The organism is Mesorhizobium sp. WSM3626 (assembly GCF_000513935.1).
Lineage (GTDB): Bacteria > Pseudomonadota > Alphaproteobacteria > Rhizobiales > Rhizobiaceae > Mesorhizobium > Mesorhizobium salmacidum.
In genome coordinates, this window is sequence record NZ_AZUY01000010.1 from 130458 (window position 1) to 144493 (window position 14036).

Consider the following 14036-nt stretch of genomic DNA (forward strand, 5'->3'; position numbering starts at 1 on the left):
GTAAAATCTGTTTTCCGCTTACGCGGCTTGGCGACGTACAAAGTCCTCGGACCGCATGGCGTCGAGGGCCGACGCTCCGGAATCATCCGGAGCGTCGGCCCTGCTTCGCGCTATATAGGGGCTCGCCGGCTTTTCGCCGACAGGCACCTTTGTCGATCCTGACGACACGGCGCCACCAGTCCGGTTCTTCGCGCCCGGCCGGATCAGCCGGACGATCCGGCGCACCAGCGACGGCCGGCTCGGATCGGGAACCGCGTGCGAGAAATCGACATCCGGCAGCATGCCGCGATGCGGACGCCGGCGCACTTCGGCATGAACCGCCGACGAATAGGTCTCGCCGATCAGCAGCGCCCAGGTCGGCAGCCGGTGGATATGCAGGCTCCTCGAGCCCGGTATTCTGTAGGGATCGAACATCGGTCCGTCCTCCGTGTGAAAATAGAGATGAAAAGGATGATCGACATCGTGCCGCGGGATCGGCGGCGGATCAGTCGGGACGCGTTGGGACGGGGCCATCGGCCCCTTCGGCAGCTTGAAAAACATCGCAGGATTCCTTCGAAGACCAGGGTATGGTTTCGGCGGAAATCGGTGCGGAAGTGTCTAAAAGATCAGGAGAAACGTCGTACCGAAACCGCCAGGGCGCAAGTAAGCCCACGGGTGGGGCGCTGGATGTGCATGGCCATCATGAATTACCCCTCCATCGGTTCGGGTTGACAATGCTGGTCGTATACTCGACTTCGCAGAAAATGGCCACCCGCAGGTCCAGGAATTTCCAAAACCGCGAAGCAGCTGTGGCCGATCTGCCACTTATTAGAAGGACGCGAAAGTGAACCGTGGTCTCCGCATCGCGCTCTACCAGCCTGACATCGCCGGCAATACCGGGACAATCCTGCGCTTCGCCGCGTGTCTCGGGCTTGGCGTCGACATAATCGAGCCTGCCGGCTTTCCGCTCTCCGACAAGGCGCTCAAGCGCGCCGGCATGGACTACCTCGAAATGGCTGCCCTGACCCGGCATGTCGACTGGCACGCCTTCGAGGAGTGGCGCAAGGCGCGCGCGGATCGGCTGGTGCTGCTGTCGACCAAGGCTACGACCCCCTACACCGACTTCAGCTTCACCGACCGCGACATCCTCCTGTTTGGCCGCGAATCCGCGGGCGTGCCGGATCCAGTCCATCAGGCGGCGGATGTTCGGCTGACCATCCCGATGCGGCCCACCGCGCGCAGCCTCAACGTCGCCCTTTCCGTGGCCATGGTGGCGGGCGAAGCCATCCGGCAACTCGGCTAGGGGATCGGCGGCAGCGCGGTCCGCGGTGATTTTTGCCCAGGCGCACATCCGCCTCTCCTTCGTTTGCACATCCAGGCTTTCTTGGCTACAAGCTCAACTTAACTTGAGGTCAAGCGGAAAATTGCGAGATGGCACCAGCGTTGGAATTGACGGTCGGCCAGGTGGCTGCGCGCAGCGGTGTGGCGGTGTCGGCGCTGCATTTCTATGAAGCCCGCGGGCTGATCCGCTGCCACCGCACGTCAGGCAACCAGCGCCGCTACGGCCGCGACGTGCTGCGGCGGGTGGCGATCATCAAGGTGGCGCAGGAGGTCGGCATCTCGCTGGCCGAGATCGGTGAGGCATTGGCATCCCTGCCCGAGGGCCGGACGCCGACACGCGACGACTGGAACCTTTTGTCGACAGCCTGGCGCGACGGGCTCGATCACAAGATCGCCCAGTTGAAGAAACTGCGCGACGGGCTGACCGACTGTATCGGCTGCGGCTGCATGTCGATCGACAAATGCCCGCTGCGCAATAAGGAGGATCGGCTGGCCCGGGAGGGAACTGGCGCGCGGCGGCTGGTTCTTCCTTCTTCCCGTGCACGGGAAGAAGGTGCCTGAAAGGCGGATGAGGGGCAGTGCCAGCACTCGAAGGTTCGCGCCGCCCTCACCCGCCTACCGGCATCCTCTCCCCGCAAACGGGGCGAGGAAATCCTAATCCGCCGCCGGCAGCCGTCTTATCGTAAACTCGATCAAATCCCCCGGGCGCTCGAACCAGCTTTCGATCTCGGTCCAGTAGGCCTGCTTGGGGAAGCGTTCGAACCATTCCTTGGCCTTGAGGCGGGCATCCGAGCGCGGCAGGACGAAGGTCTCGCGCAGGAAACCGTCGCGCGGCATGCGCGCGCGCTCGGCCCGGCTTTGGTCGAGCCTTTTCTTCAGCCCATCCAGCGGCGGTCTTGCCGGGGTGCGCACGAAACAACTCCTTGCACCTGGCGCATGACCCCGAAATCGGAATCGAGGTTCGGAAAGGATCATGCGCGAAACCAAAGTGACTTGACCCTGTCCCTTAAGAGATTAGGGATCGCGCCCGGAAAAGACGAGTCTTTTGTCGACTCACCGCCCCGCAACCGGAGACGGCACTTGGAACGACCTGAAATACCGGCGGGGCTGCCCGCCGACATCGAAGAAAAGAAGATGAAGGCCCGGCTTTGGTTCGAGGCGCTGCGCGAGCGCATCTGCGCCACCTTCGAGCAGATCGAGCAGGATCTCGGCGGGCCGCTGGCTTCGTGGTCGCCGGGCCGTTTCGAAAAAACGCCGTGGGAGCGCGATCAGGGCAAGGGCGGCGGCGGCACCATGTCGATGATGCATGGCCGCGTCTTCGAGAAGGTCGGCGTCCACACTTCGACCGTTTATGGCGAGTTCTCGCCCGAATTCAGGAAGCAGATGCCTGGCGCCGAGGAAGACCCGCGTTTCTGGGCATCGGGCATTTCGCTGATCGCGCACCCGTGGAACCCGAACGTTCCGGCCGTGCACATGAACACGCGCATGGTCGTCACATCCAGGCATTGGGTCGGCGGCGGCGCCGACCTGACGCCGGTGCTCGACCGCCGCCGCACGCAGGATGATCCCGACACCACAGCCTTCCACCGTGCCATGCAGTTCGCTTGCGAGAAGAACGCCGGCGTCGCCGACTATCCGAAATTCAAGGCGTGGTGCGACGAGTACTTCTTCCTGCCGCATCGCAATGAGCCGCGCGGCACCGGCGGCATCTTCTTCGACTGGCTGCATTCGACGGAGGAGAAGGGCGGCTGGAACGCCGATTTCAATTTCGTCCAGGACGTCGGACGTTCGTTCCTCGTCGTCTACGGCCATTTGGTGCGCGCCAACTTCAACGAGAACTGGACCGATGGCGACCGCGACGAACAGCTCATCCGCCGCGGCCGCTATGTCGAATTCAACCTTCTTCACGATCGTGGCACCATCTTCGGGCTGAAGACCGGCGGCAATGTCGCCTCGATCCTGTCCAGCCTGCCGCCGGAGGTGCGCTGGCCGTAACAAGATGGTGAGCGCGACGTGAAGCCGCATTGATGTCCCATTTGTCGAAAATGGGCGCGGAATGTGACGCCAGGAATATCTTTTTCGTCTAATATCCATCTGAAAAAATTGGGTTATTTGTCGCATTTGGGTCGGGAAGCGCCGGTGGTTTGCCTGAGGGCAATTCCAGGAAATGCAACCGCTTTCCCTTCGGAATTGCGTCGGAACAAGGCGGGCCGCGACTCGACGCGACCGGACGGCCCAAAGACGATGCGGATCATCTTCGTGAAAAAGGATGCCCGCTCTTCCAGGAGTATCAGCATGAGAAAGATCATTGTTTCCGCCGCCGCGGCCGCCCTTCTTGCTTCCGGTTCGGTGGCGTTCGCCGCCGTCAAGCATACCACCGGAACGATCAAGACCTTCGATACGGCGTCCAAGAGCCTGGTTCTCGACAATGGATCGTCTTTTACGCTTCCCGAGACTTTCAAGGATCCTGGCCTGAAGGTCGGCGAGAAGGTCAGAATTTCGTGGGACATGAGCGGCAAGAACAAGGTTGCCGAGGCAGTCAAGATCGTGAAGTGATGGCCTGCCCGCAGGGCTAGCGTAAAGAGGGCGGAGCAGCGCTGCTCCGCCTTTTCACCGTTGACCGCAACCAATACCACCCCATCTGTGTTATGGTCTTCACCCTGCCCGTGGTCCGGTTCCGAGGCCGCACAGCGGGCCAAGAAGATGCGGAGCTCCGGCCTGTCCCTACGGGGCAGTCGATCCGGCTCCATGGAGGAAGAGGAGAAATCCCATGAAGCAGTTCCACTGCGGATCGCTGGTTCCCGGCTGCGACTGGCACACCCGTGCCGACGAGGAAGCCGAGGTCATGCGCCGTGCCGTCGAGCATATGCGCGAAACGCATGGCGAGACGATCATCCGCGAGACGATGATCGAGGCTATCCGCTCCCGAATTGAGAAGGCCCGCGACGCGGCGTAGGGCGCGGCGGGGGCTGTCGGTACTAGCAAAAGAACCGCGGTGGCGCTCGGGTAATGCGCGTCGCATCGGTTTCTTTCGACGCATGGCCTGCGCCTCGAAAAATCATATTTGTTCCAGCTAAAATAAACCGTGCGGTAACCGAACCCGTGCGATCGTCAGACTGATATCCAGACTACGGGGGCTGCCAGAGAAGCCCGTCGCCGTCAGGCACTGGTCCGGAATCGGTGGGGCGAGGTGTTTCGCGGATGCGCGGAAAGTTCGGCAATCGTGCGAGTTTGTGCGCAACGGCGCTCCTGCCGTGGGCGCTTCTCGGCGCGCCGCCGGCGGTTGCCCAGGAATGGGCGACATCGCTCATCGACATCCACCAGGGCTCGCCGCTCAGCGACAAGGCGAGAGGCCTGGGTGACGGCGGGTATGAGTTGCAGACCGGAAGCCGGATATCGTTCAATCAGTGGTACCAGACAAACTGGGTCGACATGCATGTGGACCTGATGACGCAGATCACGCAGGACACCGGTATTCTTTGGGGGTTTGGCACCGGGGAACAAGGCGAGAAGTATCGGATCGAGCCCAGCCTCAAGCTTGGTTTCCTCACACAGCTGCATCCGAGTGCGAACAGCATACTGTCCCTGTCGTTCACCACGACCTTCGGCGGTAAGCTCACCGAAAAGCCCTGCCAGGCCGATTATGGCGATCTGGGCACCTACAGCGTCAATTGCCGGCTCGCCGCCAGCGAGATGGCGCCCGAGGAAACCTTGAAATATCTGGTTAACGCTAAACCGGAGAGCCAGCATCTCTGGCTGAATTACCGTGTTACTTTCTGATAGCGAGGGGCCGGGCACGAGATGTGGCGTGGCCGCCGGAGATTCGCGGCCGTCCGTCCTAGATTCCGTTTGAACCGGGGTAAGATCATGTCAAATACGCGTTGGAAGTTCGGTATCGCCACGGCCCTCGCCCTTCTGCCGGCCTCCATGGCGGCGGCTCAAGAAGCTGGCGGTCCGGATCCGCTATCCACGCTCTGCCGGGGCGGTCAGTCGAACGCTTCCATATGCCTGAGCGCAACCTTGCCGGCGGCTACATCGCAGATTTTGCAGGGCTGGATGAACCCGGATGTCGGAGCCGCATGGCGTGCCGGTTACAAGGGCCAAGGCGTCACCATCACGATCGTCGACGATTTCTCCAGCACATCGAAGTTCAGCGGCAATTTCGGTATCGGCACGCAGACCCAGCGCCACGGCGAATGGACCCGCGAAGAAGCCAGCATGGTTGCGCCCTTGGCAACCATAAGGTCGAAAGACTTTTCCACCAGCTCATCGGTCGCGCTGTCGCCGGGCCTGAACGTGCTCAATCTGAGCTATGGCATGTACACCAATGCGGGTTACAGCCCCAGCCAGATCGGATGGAGCGCCGAGGAAGCCTCCATCATCTCCTATGCCACCAAGGGAACGGCCGTGGTTTCGAAGGCCGCGGGCAACGACGCGGTTGCCGTGGGCGGTGTCACCAGCGGCCAGCAGGACTATCTTGACCTCGCCCTGGTCGGAAAGGCATCCGCGATTTTCGTCGGCGCGCTCAACAGCAACGGCACGACGTCGAACAAGGCCAGCATGGCCTGGTACTCGAACATCGCCGGCTCCAACCAGGCTGTGCAGAGCCATTTCCTGGTCGTGGGTGTCACCGGGGACAAGACCGGCCTTTACGGCACCTCTTTCGCCGCGCCGATCGTTGCCGGCTACGCTGCCATCGTGGGCAGCAAGTTCACCAGGGCAACGCCGACCCAGATCACCAACCAGTTGCTGAATACGGCCCGTACCGACACGCTGGCCAACTATAGCGCCTCCGTCTATGGCAAGGGCGAGGCAAGCCTTTCGCGTGCCCTGGCTCCGCTGTCGATCAAGTAGCGGCACGGAACCGCAGGGTGGCACCGGCGGAGACCCAGCGGTTCTGGCCTACGTTTCAAGGGCCTGCGCGGCGCGTTCGAGCAGCGCGTCGCGATCAGGCGCAAATCCCGCTTCGATCCATTCCGCCTCGATATTTTTCAGGATTTCGCCGAGCTTCGGCCCTGGCGTTGCGCCGAGCGCGGTCAGATCGGCCCCACGCAGCGGAAATTCGGGCCTTTCCCATTTGAGCGCAAAGGCAAGCAGGCGCGAAAAGCCGCCCGCTTGAAGCAATGCATTATTGTCCTCGACAGCGCGCACCCGCGCCGCGGCAAGCGCAAGCCGCAAGCGATCGACAAACCCTTGCCGGTCGCCGCGATAGAGTTTTTTCGCCAGTTCGCCCTCGGTCGTCTTCGGCTCGATGGCCGTGGAGAGCGCCCAGTGGAGCATGCGGTCGGCTTCGGCGGTCGAGAACCTGAGCCTCTCGGCCAGCGTCTTCATGCGCGCTGCATCCGGCGGCACGATTGCCTCCAGCCGCAGCATCGGATCCACCGCCCAGCTCAGGTCCTTCTCGGCCTTGGTCAACCCGTGGATCGCATCGATACCCCATTTCTCGCTTTCCGACAGCGCGGCGGTCAGGACACCGGCCTGTCGCATCCAGAGCAGCGCCCGCGATGGATCGGGCGCCGACAAGAGCTTCTTCAGTTCGGACCAGATGCGTTCCGCCGAGAGTTGGCCGAGGCCCTCCTTCAGCCGGGCGCAGGCCTTCAGTCCCTCGGCGTCCGGCCGGCCATCGCCATACCAGGCAAAGAAACGGAAGAAGCGCAGGATGCGCAGATAATCCTCGCGGATGCGGGCCTCCGGATCGCCGATGAAGCGCAGCCGGCGCGCCTCGATGTCGGCAATGCCGCCGACAAGGTCGACAACCCTGCCGTCGGCCTCCGCGTAGAGCGCGTTGATGGTGAAATCGCGCCGCTCGGCGTCGAGCTTCCAGTCGCGTCCGAACGACACCTTGGCGCGGCGGCCATCGGTCTCCACATCGGCGCGCAAGGTGGTGATTTCGTAGGGTTTGCCGCCGGCGACCACCGTGATGGTGCCGTGCTCGATACCGGTCGGCACCGCCTTGAAGCCTTCCGCCACGGCGCGACGAATGGTTTCCTGCGGCAGGCAAGAAGTGGCGATGTCGATGTCGGTGACATGCTGGCCCATCAGCACGTTGCGCACGGCGCCGCCGGCGATGCGTGCCTCTTCACCGCCTTCGGTAAGCACGCCCAGCAGGCGCTGCAAATGCTTGTCGGAGAGCCAGTCGGCCCTGCCCGCGATCGAAACACTCACGCATAGAGCCTTTCATAGAGCGTACGGATGATACCGGCGGTGACGCCCCAGATACGCCGGTCGCCATAGGGCATGTCGTAGAAGAACCATTCGAGATCGTTCCACATGCGGCTGTCGCGCTTGTGATTGGCGGCGTCCATCAGGAAGCGCAGCGGCACTTCGAAGGCGGCATCGACCTCGTCGACGTTCAGAGCCAATTGGAAACCCGGCCGCACGATGCCGAGCACCGGCGCGATGCGATAGCCGCTGCCGGCAACGTAATCGGGCATGCGGCCGATGATCTCGATGCGATCCGGGGCAAGGCCGATCTCCTCGAAGGTCTCGCGCAGCGCCGCCGCCTCCGGGCTCGCGTCGGTCGCATCGATCGTGCCGCCCGGGAAAGCCACTTGCCCGGAATGGCTGCGCAGTCTTTCGGCCCGTTTGGTCAGGAGAACCGTCGCCTCGCCGTCATGGTCGACCACCGGAATCAGCACCGCCGCGTTGCGCAGTGGCTTGCCCGGATTGAGGCGCGGATGGCCGGGATTGAAGCGGTGATCGCCATAGTCGTCGCCGGCATGCGCGTCCGGCTGCGCGGCAAAGCGCGCGCGAAAATCCGCCGATGAGAACGGTGCCGGCGACACCTGGTCCATCATGCGCTCAACCGCTCCAACTGATCCGCCGGCATGATCGGAAACACGGCGTTCTTCGAGCGCACCGAAAACATCGCCCTGCCGTCGATCTCGATCTCCTCGCCGTGCCCGACCAGTTCGTACATGACCGGCCGCGCCACCAGCGCCTCCAGCCTGCCGCGCACCAGCAGATAGGGCTTCAAGCCGCCGGTCTCGTTCTCGTCGACGAAGCGCAGCGGCCGCTCCGGTCCGGCCTCGACCACGTCGCCGACATTGGTGCGGAAGGTGATGACCTGATCCTCGCCTTCGCCCGAAACATCCATCTCGACGGCAATGAACGGCGCATCGGCGACGCGGATGCCGACCTTTTCCACCGGCGTCACCAGATAGGTCCTGCCGTCGGCGTCCTTGCGCAGCACGGAAGAGAAAAGCTGCACCAACGGCATGCGGCCGATCGGCGTGCCCAGGTAGAACCAGGTGCCGTCGGCCTTGATCTCCATGTCGAGATCGCCGCAAAAGTCGGGATTCCAGCGCTCGACCGGCGCCGCGCCCTTGCCGGCACGGGCCGCGCGCGAGATCAGCGCCTCGAGGCCTCGAGCCTCGGTGGCCTGCGTAAGGCTTTGTTGGCGATGTTCGTGGTGTTCCGTCATCGTCACGAAATAGTCACTGTTGTTCCGCTTGTCAGCCTAAGTCTGTGATTTAAGTTCAACCATAGGCGCTCCGCGAGGCCGAATCGCGGCAGTCTATGGTATGGTGCGGACCAGTATTTCCAAACCATGGCATTCCAACCAAAGGGATCGATGCGGCATGAGCGTGATGGTCAAGGAAAGTCCGATCAGCGAAACGGACATGATCGCCGAGGCCGAGAAGGCGCTTGCCGACATCTCCAGGATCCGCGACGGGGTTGGCCGGGTGATCTTCGGCCAGGAAAACGTCGTCGAGCGCACGCTGGTGGCGCTGCTGGCCGGCGGACATGCGCTGCTGGTCGGCGTGCCGGGCCTGGCCAAGACCAAGCTGGTCGAGACGCTGGGCGTCGTGCTCGGGCTTGATTCACGCCGCATCCAGTTCACGCCGGACCTGATGCCGTCCGACATCCTCGGCTCCGAGGTCATGGAGCAGGACGAGACCGGCAAGCGCTCCTTCCGCTTCATCTCCGGCCCGATCTTTGCCCAGCTGCTGATGGCCGACGAGATCAACCGCGCCTCGCCGCGCACGCAGTCGGCGCTGCTGCAGGCGATGCAGGAATATCATGTCACCATTGCCGGCGCGCGCTACGATCTGCCCTCGCCCTTCCATGTGCTGGCGACGCAGAACCCGCTGGAGCAGGAAGGCACCTATCCGCTGCCCGAAGCCCAGCTCGACCGCTTCCTGATGCAGGTCGACATCCTCTACCCCGAAATCGAGGCCGAGCGCCGCATCCTTCTGGAAACCACCGGCGTCGAGGACGCGAAAGCCCAGAACGTGCTGCAGCCGGCACGGCTGAAGGAGATCCAGACGCTGATCCGCCGCATGCCGGTGCCCGAAAGCGTCGTTGAGGCGATCCTCACCCTGGTGCGTTCGGCGCGTCCGGGCCAGGGCAATGCCGACACCGACAAGCATGTCGCCTGGGGCCCAGGTCCGCGCGCCAGCCAGGCGCTGATGCTGTGCACCAGGGCACGCGCGCTCTACGACGGACGGCTGGCGCCCTCGGTCGACGATGTCAGGGCGCTGGCCGAGCCGGTGCTGCAGCACCGCATGGCGCTGACCTTCGCCGCCCGTGCCGAGGGCACCAGCGTGCGCGACGTCGTGGCGAAACTCGTGAAAGGCGTTTAGGGTCGGGACCCGCTAATATGATCGAAATGGCGCCTGAAATGGCAAAAAGATGCGAGGAGAACCGCGAAGGTCGGGGTCTTTCCCCCGGCCAAGCGGTTCGACGACGCAGCTTGCAGCCATTTCGGCGTCCAGAGGATGTGGTCCATCTGCCCGCCTACTTTGTCGCGAAGGACTTGAAAGCCGAATGGCTTCCTGCGCCTTCGCTCCGCGTATCCGAACAGATGGCCTCACACCATTTAGATCATATTAGCGGGTCCAGACCCTAATGGCGCGTATCGGCGAGGTCCAGGCTCCGGCAGCGACGCGCGACGCGCTCGCCCGCGGCCGGTTGCGGGCTTCGCTTGTGCCCGACCTGCTGGTCGAGGCGCGCCGTATCGTCAACACCGTGATCGCCGGCTGGCATGGCCGCCGCAAGCGCGGCATCGGCGAGAATTTCTGGCAGTTCCGGCCCTATGTCGAAGGCGATTCCTCGCGCATCGACTGGCGCCGCTCGGCCCGCGACGATCACACCTATGTGCGGGATCGCGAGTGGGAAGCCGCTCATACCGTCTGGCTGTGGGCCGACCCCTCGCCGTCCATGCTCTACAAATCGACGGGTGCCGGCGTTTCCAAGCAATCGCGCGCGCTGGTGCTGACACTGGCCATGGCCGAGCTCCTGTCACGCAGCGGCGAGCGCATCGCCTGGCCGGGGCTGACCGATCCGTTCACCGCCCGCAACGGCGCCGAGCGCATCGCGGCCCAACTCATGCACGCCGGCGAGATGCCGGCAAAACCCGATCTGTCCGACATCAGGCGCTTCTGCGACATCGTCATCGCCAGCGATTTTCTCGATCCGGTCGAGGAAACCATGGCCTGGCTTGACGTGCTCGCCCGCCACGGTGTGCGCGCGCATCTGATCGAGGTCGCCGACCCGGCCGAGGAAACTTTCCCCTATGCCGGCCGCACCGAGTTCACCGATCCCGAGACCGGCGACAAGCTGACCGCCGGCCGCGCCGAGATGTTGGCCGACGAATACCGCTTGCTCTACACCGCCCGCCGCCAGGAACTGGCCAGTTGGTGCAAGCGGCTCGGCTGGAGCTTTACCGTCAACCACACCGACCGGCTGGCTTCCGACGCACTGGTGCGCCTGCACATGGCAATGACCGCCGATGGCGGGCATGCCGGGCTGACCTCTGGTCATGCCGGGCCGAGCGCCACTCCCGGCATGATTGCCGGTGGAAATCAGCCTGGCATTACCGCCGGTGGCGGCAAGCCTGACATTACCGCCGGTGGCGGTAAGCCTGGGAAGACCGTCGCATGAGCTGGCTGCCGCTCTCCTTCGGCGCTCCCATGGTGCTGTGGGGCCTGCTGGCGCTGCCGGTGATCTGGTGGCTGCTGAGGTTGACGCCGCCCAAGCCGCAAACCGAGGTGTTCCCGCCACTGAAGATCCTGGCCCGTGTGCTGAGACGGGAGGAGACCCCGCAGCGTAGCCCGTGGTGGCTGACGCTGCTCAGGCTGCTGATGGCGGCCCTCGTCGTCGCGGCATTGGCCGAACCTGTGTTCAACCCGCGCGAAAAGCTGCCGGCCGAGGGCGCCGCCCTTGCGCTGGTCATCGACAATGACTGGGCCAGCGCCGCCGACTGGAACAAGCGCATCGCCACCGCCGAGCGGCTGATCAACGACGCCGGCTCGAACGGCGTGCCTGTTATCATCGCCTTCACCGCCGAAAAGCCCAATGCGGAGATCGGCCCCTTCGACGCCGCCGCAGCGCTCGACCGGCTGCGCGCCGCCAAGCCGCGGCCGATCCCGACCGACCGGCCCACCGTCTATGCCCGCGTCGCCGGTGTGCTGGAGAGCTTGCCCGGCGCCAGCGTCGCCGTGCTGGCGGATGGCCTGGCGGCCAAGGGCGACGAGGCCGCTTTCAACACGCTGTTGTCGAAAAATGCCGCCCGCGTTGTCTGGGCGGTGGCCGACCGGCTTTCCCTGACCGGCCTGAGATCAGCCGAAAACCAGGTCGACGGCTTTGGTCTGACCGCCGTCCGCGCGCCCGGCGATCCCGCCCCGGCGCAGGTCACCGCCGGCGCCTTCGACGACAAGGGCCGCCGCATCGCCGATGCGACCCTGACCTTCGCGCCGGGCGAGGCCACGGCCACCGGCACCATGGCGGTGCCGTTCGAATTGCGCAACGACTTCGCCTCGATCGCGCTCGATGGCGAACGCCATGCGGGCGCCGTGCGCGTGCTCGACGAAAGCTCCAAACGCCGCCGCGTCGGGCTGTTGTCGCAAGCCGAGGCCGACCAGGCGCAGCCGCTTCTGTCGCCGCTCTACTACATCAGGCGCGCGTTGCAGCCCTTCGCCGATCTGGTCGAGCCCTCCAGCGCCGATCTCGCCGACGCCATCCCGCAGATCCTCGACCAGAAGCCGGCGATGATCGTCATGGCCGATATCGGCACCATTCCCGCGCAGGTTCGGCAAAGGCTGGTCGACTGGGTCGACAATGGCGGCACGCTGGTGCGGTTCGCCGGCTCACGGCTGGCGGCCGCCGGCAATGACGACGATTTGCTGCCGGTCCGCCTGCGCACCGGCGAGCGCTCGCTCGGCGGCGCGCTGTCATGGACCTCGCCGCAGCCGGTGACCGAATTTCCCAAGGCCGGCCCCTTCGCCGATCTGGCGCCGCCGACCGAGGTCACGGTGACCAGGCAGGTGCTGGCCGAGCCGACGCCCGACATCGTCGAGCGCACCTGGGCAGCCCTTGCCGACGGCACGCCGCTGGTCACCGGACTGAAGAAGGGCAAGGGCACGCTGGTGCTGTTCCATGTCACGCCGGAGGCGACATGGTCGAACCTGCCGATCTCGGGCAGCTTCGTCGAGATGCTGCGCCGCATCGTGCAGCTGTCGCGCAACCAGGGCGCGGCGATCGCCAATGCCGAAGCCGCCGCCACGTCGCTGGCGCCCTATCGCATGATCGCGGCCGACGGTTCGCTGGTGCCGCCGACACCGGATGCGCGGCCGCTGGTGCCGGGCGCCGGCGCACTGCCGGTCACCTTCGAGAACCCGCCCGGCCTCTATGGCTCGGAGACCGGCGTCTACGCCCACAATCTGCTCGACGCCGCAAGCACGTTCGAGCCACTGGCGCGCCCGCAAGTGTCGGTGCCGGTCACCACGGTCCAGTATGCCTTTGATGAATCGCGCAACCTGAAGGGTGCGCTGGTCGCGGCGGCTCTGCTGCTGATGCTGCTCGACACGCTGGCGGTGTTGTGGATGGGCGGCCTGTTTTCGCGGCGGCCGCGCCGGGCTGGTGCCACGGCAACCGCAGCCGCTGTATTGATCGCGCTTGGCCCACTGTTCGGCCATGCCGATGTCGCGCGCGCCGACGATGCCAAGCCGGGCGACCAGGTCGCTATCGAGGCGATCTCAAAAACCCGCATCGCCTATGTGCTGACCGGCGTGCCGGGCGTCGATTCGATCAGCCGCGCGGGGCTCGAGGGCCTGACCCGTTTCCTGATCGAGAAGACGGCGCTCGAACCGGGCGCGCCGGCCGGCGTCGACATTTCGAAGGACGAGCTGTCCTTCTATCCGCTGATCTACTGGCCGATCGACCCGTCGGCACCGATGCCGAGCCAGGCGGCGATCGCCCGCATCGACGCCTATATGCAGCAGGGCGGCACCGTGCTGTTCGACACGCGCGACCAGTTCGCCAACGGCATCGGCGCCGATTCCACCAGCCCGGCGACCGAGCGGCTGCGCGACATCCTCGGCAACCTCAACGTACCGCCGCTGGAGCCGGTGCCGTCGGACCATGTGCTGACCAAGTCCTTCTTCATCCTGCCCGAATTTCCCGGCCGTTTCGCCGGCAGCCCGCTCTGGGTCGAGGCATCGCTCGACGCAAGCAATGCCGACAACCGGCCGGTGCGCACCGGCGACGGCGTGTCGCCGATCATGATCACCGCCAATGATTTCGCCGGCGCCTGGGCGGTCGACGAGAATGGCGATCCGCTGCTGCCGACCGTGCCGGCCGACCCCATGCAGCGGGTCTACGCGCTGCGCGCCGGCGTCAACATCATGATGTACATGCTGACCGGCAACTACAAATCCGACCAGGTGCATGTTCCCATCCTGCTCGAACGGTTGGGGCAGTAGGATGATGCGTTT

At 64.7% G+C, this 14036-nt stretch carries 15 protein-coding genes; 10 read left to right on the forward strand and 5 right to left on the reverse strand.

Annotated elements, in window-relative coordinates:
- Positions 1-18: 18 nt before the first annotated feature.
- Positions 19-540 (reverse strand): hypothetical protein, encoded by a 522-nt coding sequence (locus tag M653_RS0110805; RefSeq protein WP_027143375.1) that lies wholly within the window; start codon positions 538-540, stop codon positions 19-21.
- A 283-nt stretch (positions 541-823) separates the two neighbouring features.
- Between M653_RS0110805 and M653_RS0110810 the strand changes: the two genes are divergently transcribed.
- Positions 824-1282 carry a tRNA (cytidine(34)-2'-O)-methyltransferase gene (locus M653_RS0110810; protein WP_027143376.1) on the forward strand — a complete coding sequence of 153 codons (459 nt, stop codon included), beginning with the start codon at positions 824-826 and terminating at the stop codon, positions 1280-1282.
- Positions 1283-1410: 128 nt separating this feature from the next.
- Positions 1411-1881 carry a redox-sensitive transcriptional activator SoxR gene (soxR, locus tag M653_RS0110815; RefSeq protein WP_027143377.1) on the forward strand — a complete coding sequence of 157 codons (471 nt, stop codon included), beginning with the start codon at positions 1411-1413 and terminating at the stop codon, positions 1879-1881.
- A 93-nt stretch (positions 1882-1974) separates the two neighbouring features.
- Here the strand turns inward: soxR and M653_RS0110820 are convergent, their stop codons facing one another.
- Positions 1975-2232 carry a hypothetical protein gene (locus M653_RS0110820; RefSeq protein ID WP_023770299.1) on the reverse strand — a complete coding sequence of 86 codons (258 nt, stop codon included), beginning with the start codon at positions 2230-2232 and terminating at the stop codon, positions 1975-1977.
- 168 nt (positions 2233-2400) lie between these two features.
- Between M653_RS0110820 and hemF the strand changes: the two genes are divergently transcribed.
- From hemF to M653_RS1000000135445, 5 genes are all read left to right on the forward strand, one after another.
- A complete protein-coding gene (hemF, locus tag M653_RS0110825; RefSeq protein WP_027143378.1) occupies positions 2401-3315 on the forward strand; it encodes an oxygen-dependent coproporphyrinogen oxidase in 915 nt (304 codons plus the stop codon).
- A 300-nt stretch (positions 3316-3615) separates the two neighbouring features.
- Positions 3616-3876 carry a DUF1344 domain-containing protein gene (locus tag M653_RS0110830; RefSeq protein WP_027143379.1) on the forward strand — a complete coding sequence of 87 codons (261 nt, stop codon included), beginning with the start codon at positions 3616-3618 and terminating at the stop codon, positions 3874-3876.
- A gap of 214 nt (positions 3877-4090) precedes the next feature.
- The gene (locus tag M653_RS0110835) at positions 4091-4276 is read left to right on the forward strand and encodes a DUF1059 domain-containing protein (protein WP_027143380.1); all 186 of its coding nucleotides are present in this window, start codon (positions 4091-4093) and stop codon (positions 4274-4276) included.
- A 245-nt stretch (positions 4277-4521) separates the two neighbouring features.
- Positions 4522-5100, forward strand: a complete 579-nt coding sequence (locus M653_RS0110840) for a hypothetical protein (protein ID WP_032935194.1) — start codon at positions 4522-4524, stop codon at positions 5098-5100.
- Between the two features lie 87 nt (positions 5101-5187).
- Complete coding sequence (locus M653_RS1000000135445; RefSeq protein WP_084636585.1) at positions 5188-6174, forward strand: S8 family serine peptidase; 987 nt, start codon at positions 5188-5190, stop codon at positions 6172-6174.
- Positions 6175-6222: 48 nt separating this feature from the next.
- On the opposite strand, the gene M653_RS0110850 is transcribed toward M653_RS1000000135445, so the two are convergent.
- Genes M653_RS0110850 through M653_RS0110860 form a run of 3 tightly spaced genes read right to left on the reverse strand, consistent with a single transcriptional unit; the run spans position 6223 to position 8743 of the window.
- On the reverse strand, positions 6223-7485 hold the full coding sequence (locus M653_RS0110850; protein ID WP_027143383.1) for a CCA tRNA nucleotidyltransferase: 1263 nt from the start codon (positions 7483-7485) through the stop codon (positions 6223-6225).
- Positions 7482-8114 carry a CoA pyrophosphatase gene (locus M653_RS0110855; protein WP_027143384.1) on the reverse strand — a complete coding sequence of 211 codons (633 nt, stop codon included), beginning with the start codon at positions 8112-8114 and terminating at the stop codon, positions 7482-7484. Before M653_RS0110855 ends, M653_RS0110850 begins: the two co-directional genes overlap by 4 nt.
- Positions 8114-8743, reverse strand: coding sequence for a DUF1285 domain-containing protein (locus M653_RS0110860; RefSeq protein ID WP_027143385.1), 630 nt, complete (start codon positions 8741-8743; stop codon positions 8114-8116). Before M653_RS0110860 ends, M653_RS0110855 begins: the two co-directional genes overlap by 1 nt.
- A 157-nt stretch (positions 8744-8900) precedes the next feature.
- Between M653_RS0110860 and M653_RS0110865 the strand changes: the two genes are divergently transcribed.
- The 3 genes from M653_RS0110865 to M653_RS0110875 all read left to right on the forward strand — a co-directional run bounded on the left by M653_RS0110865 (position 8901) and on the right by M653_RS0110875 (position 14024).
- Entirely contained in the window at positions 8901-9905 is a 1005-nt protein-coding gene (locus M653_RS0110865; RefSeq protein WP_027143386.1) for a MoxR family ATPase, read from the forward strand.
- A 265-nt stretch (positions 9906-10170) separates the two neighbouring features.
- Positions 10171-11205 carry a DUF58 domain-containing protein gene (locus tag M653_RS0110870; protein ID WP_027143387.1) on the forward strand — a complete coding sequence of 345 codons (1035 nt, stop codon included), beginning with the start codon at positions 10171-10173 and terminating at the stop codon, positions 11203-11205.
- Complete coding sequence (locus M653_RS0110875) at positions 11202-14024, forward strand: DUF4159 domain-containing protein (protein ID WP_027143388.1); 2823 nt, start codon at positions 11202-11204, stop codon at positions 14022-14024. The genes M653_RS0110870 and M653_RS0110875 overlap by 4 nt, the downstream gene beginning before the upstream one ends.
- Positions 14025-14036: the final 12 nt, after the last annotated feature.

Bases quoted from the DNA above. Each gene is read 5' to 3' on its own strand.
- M653_RS0110805 (WP_027143375.1), bottom strand. From the start codon at position 540: ATGTTTTTCAAGCTGCCGAAGGGGCCGATGGCCCCGTCCCAACGCGTC.
- soxR (WP_027143377.1), top strand. From the start codon at position 1,411: ATGGCACCAGCGTTGGAATTGACGGTCGGCCAGGTGGCTGCGCGCAGC.
- M653_RS0110830 (WP_027143379.1), top strand. From the start codon at position 3,616: ATGAGAAAGATCATTGTTTCCGCCGCCGCGGCCGCCCTTCTTGCTTCC.
- M653_RS0110835 (WP_027143380.1), top strand. From the start codon at position 4,091: ATGAAGCAGTTCCACTGCGGATCGCTGGTTCCCGGCTGCGACTGGCAC.
- M653_RS0110840 (WP_032935194.1), top strand. From the start codon at position 4,522: ATGCGCGGAAAGTTCGGCAATCGTGCGAGTTTGTGCGCAACGGCGCTC.
- M653_RS1000000135445 (WP_084636585.1), top strand. From the start codon at position 5,188: ATGTCAAATACGCGTTGGAAGTTCGGTATCGCCACGGCCCTCGCCCTT.
- M653_RS0110855 (WP_027143384.1), bottom strand. From the start codon at position 8,114: ATGGACCAGGTGTCGCCGGCACCGTTCTCATCGGCGGATTTTCGCGCG.
- M653_RS0110860 (WP_027143385.1), bottom strand. From the start codon at position 8,743: ATGACGGAACACCACGAACATCGCCAACAAAGCCTTACGCAGGCCACC.
- M653_RS0110865 (WP_027143386.1), top strand. From the start codon at position 8,901: ATGAGCGTGATGGTCAAGGAAAGTCCGATCAGCGAAACGGACATGATC.
- M653_RS0110870 (WP_027143387.1), top strand. From the start codon at position 10,171: ATGGCGCGTATCGGCGAGGTCCAGGCTCCGGCAGCGACGCGCGACGCG.
- M653_RS0110875 (WP_027143388.1), top strand. From the start codon at position 11,202: ATGAGCTGGCTGCCGCTCTCCTTCGGCGCTCCCATGGTGCTGTGGGGC.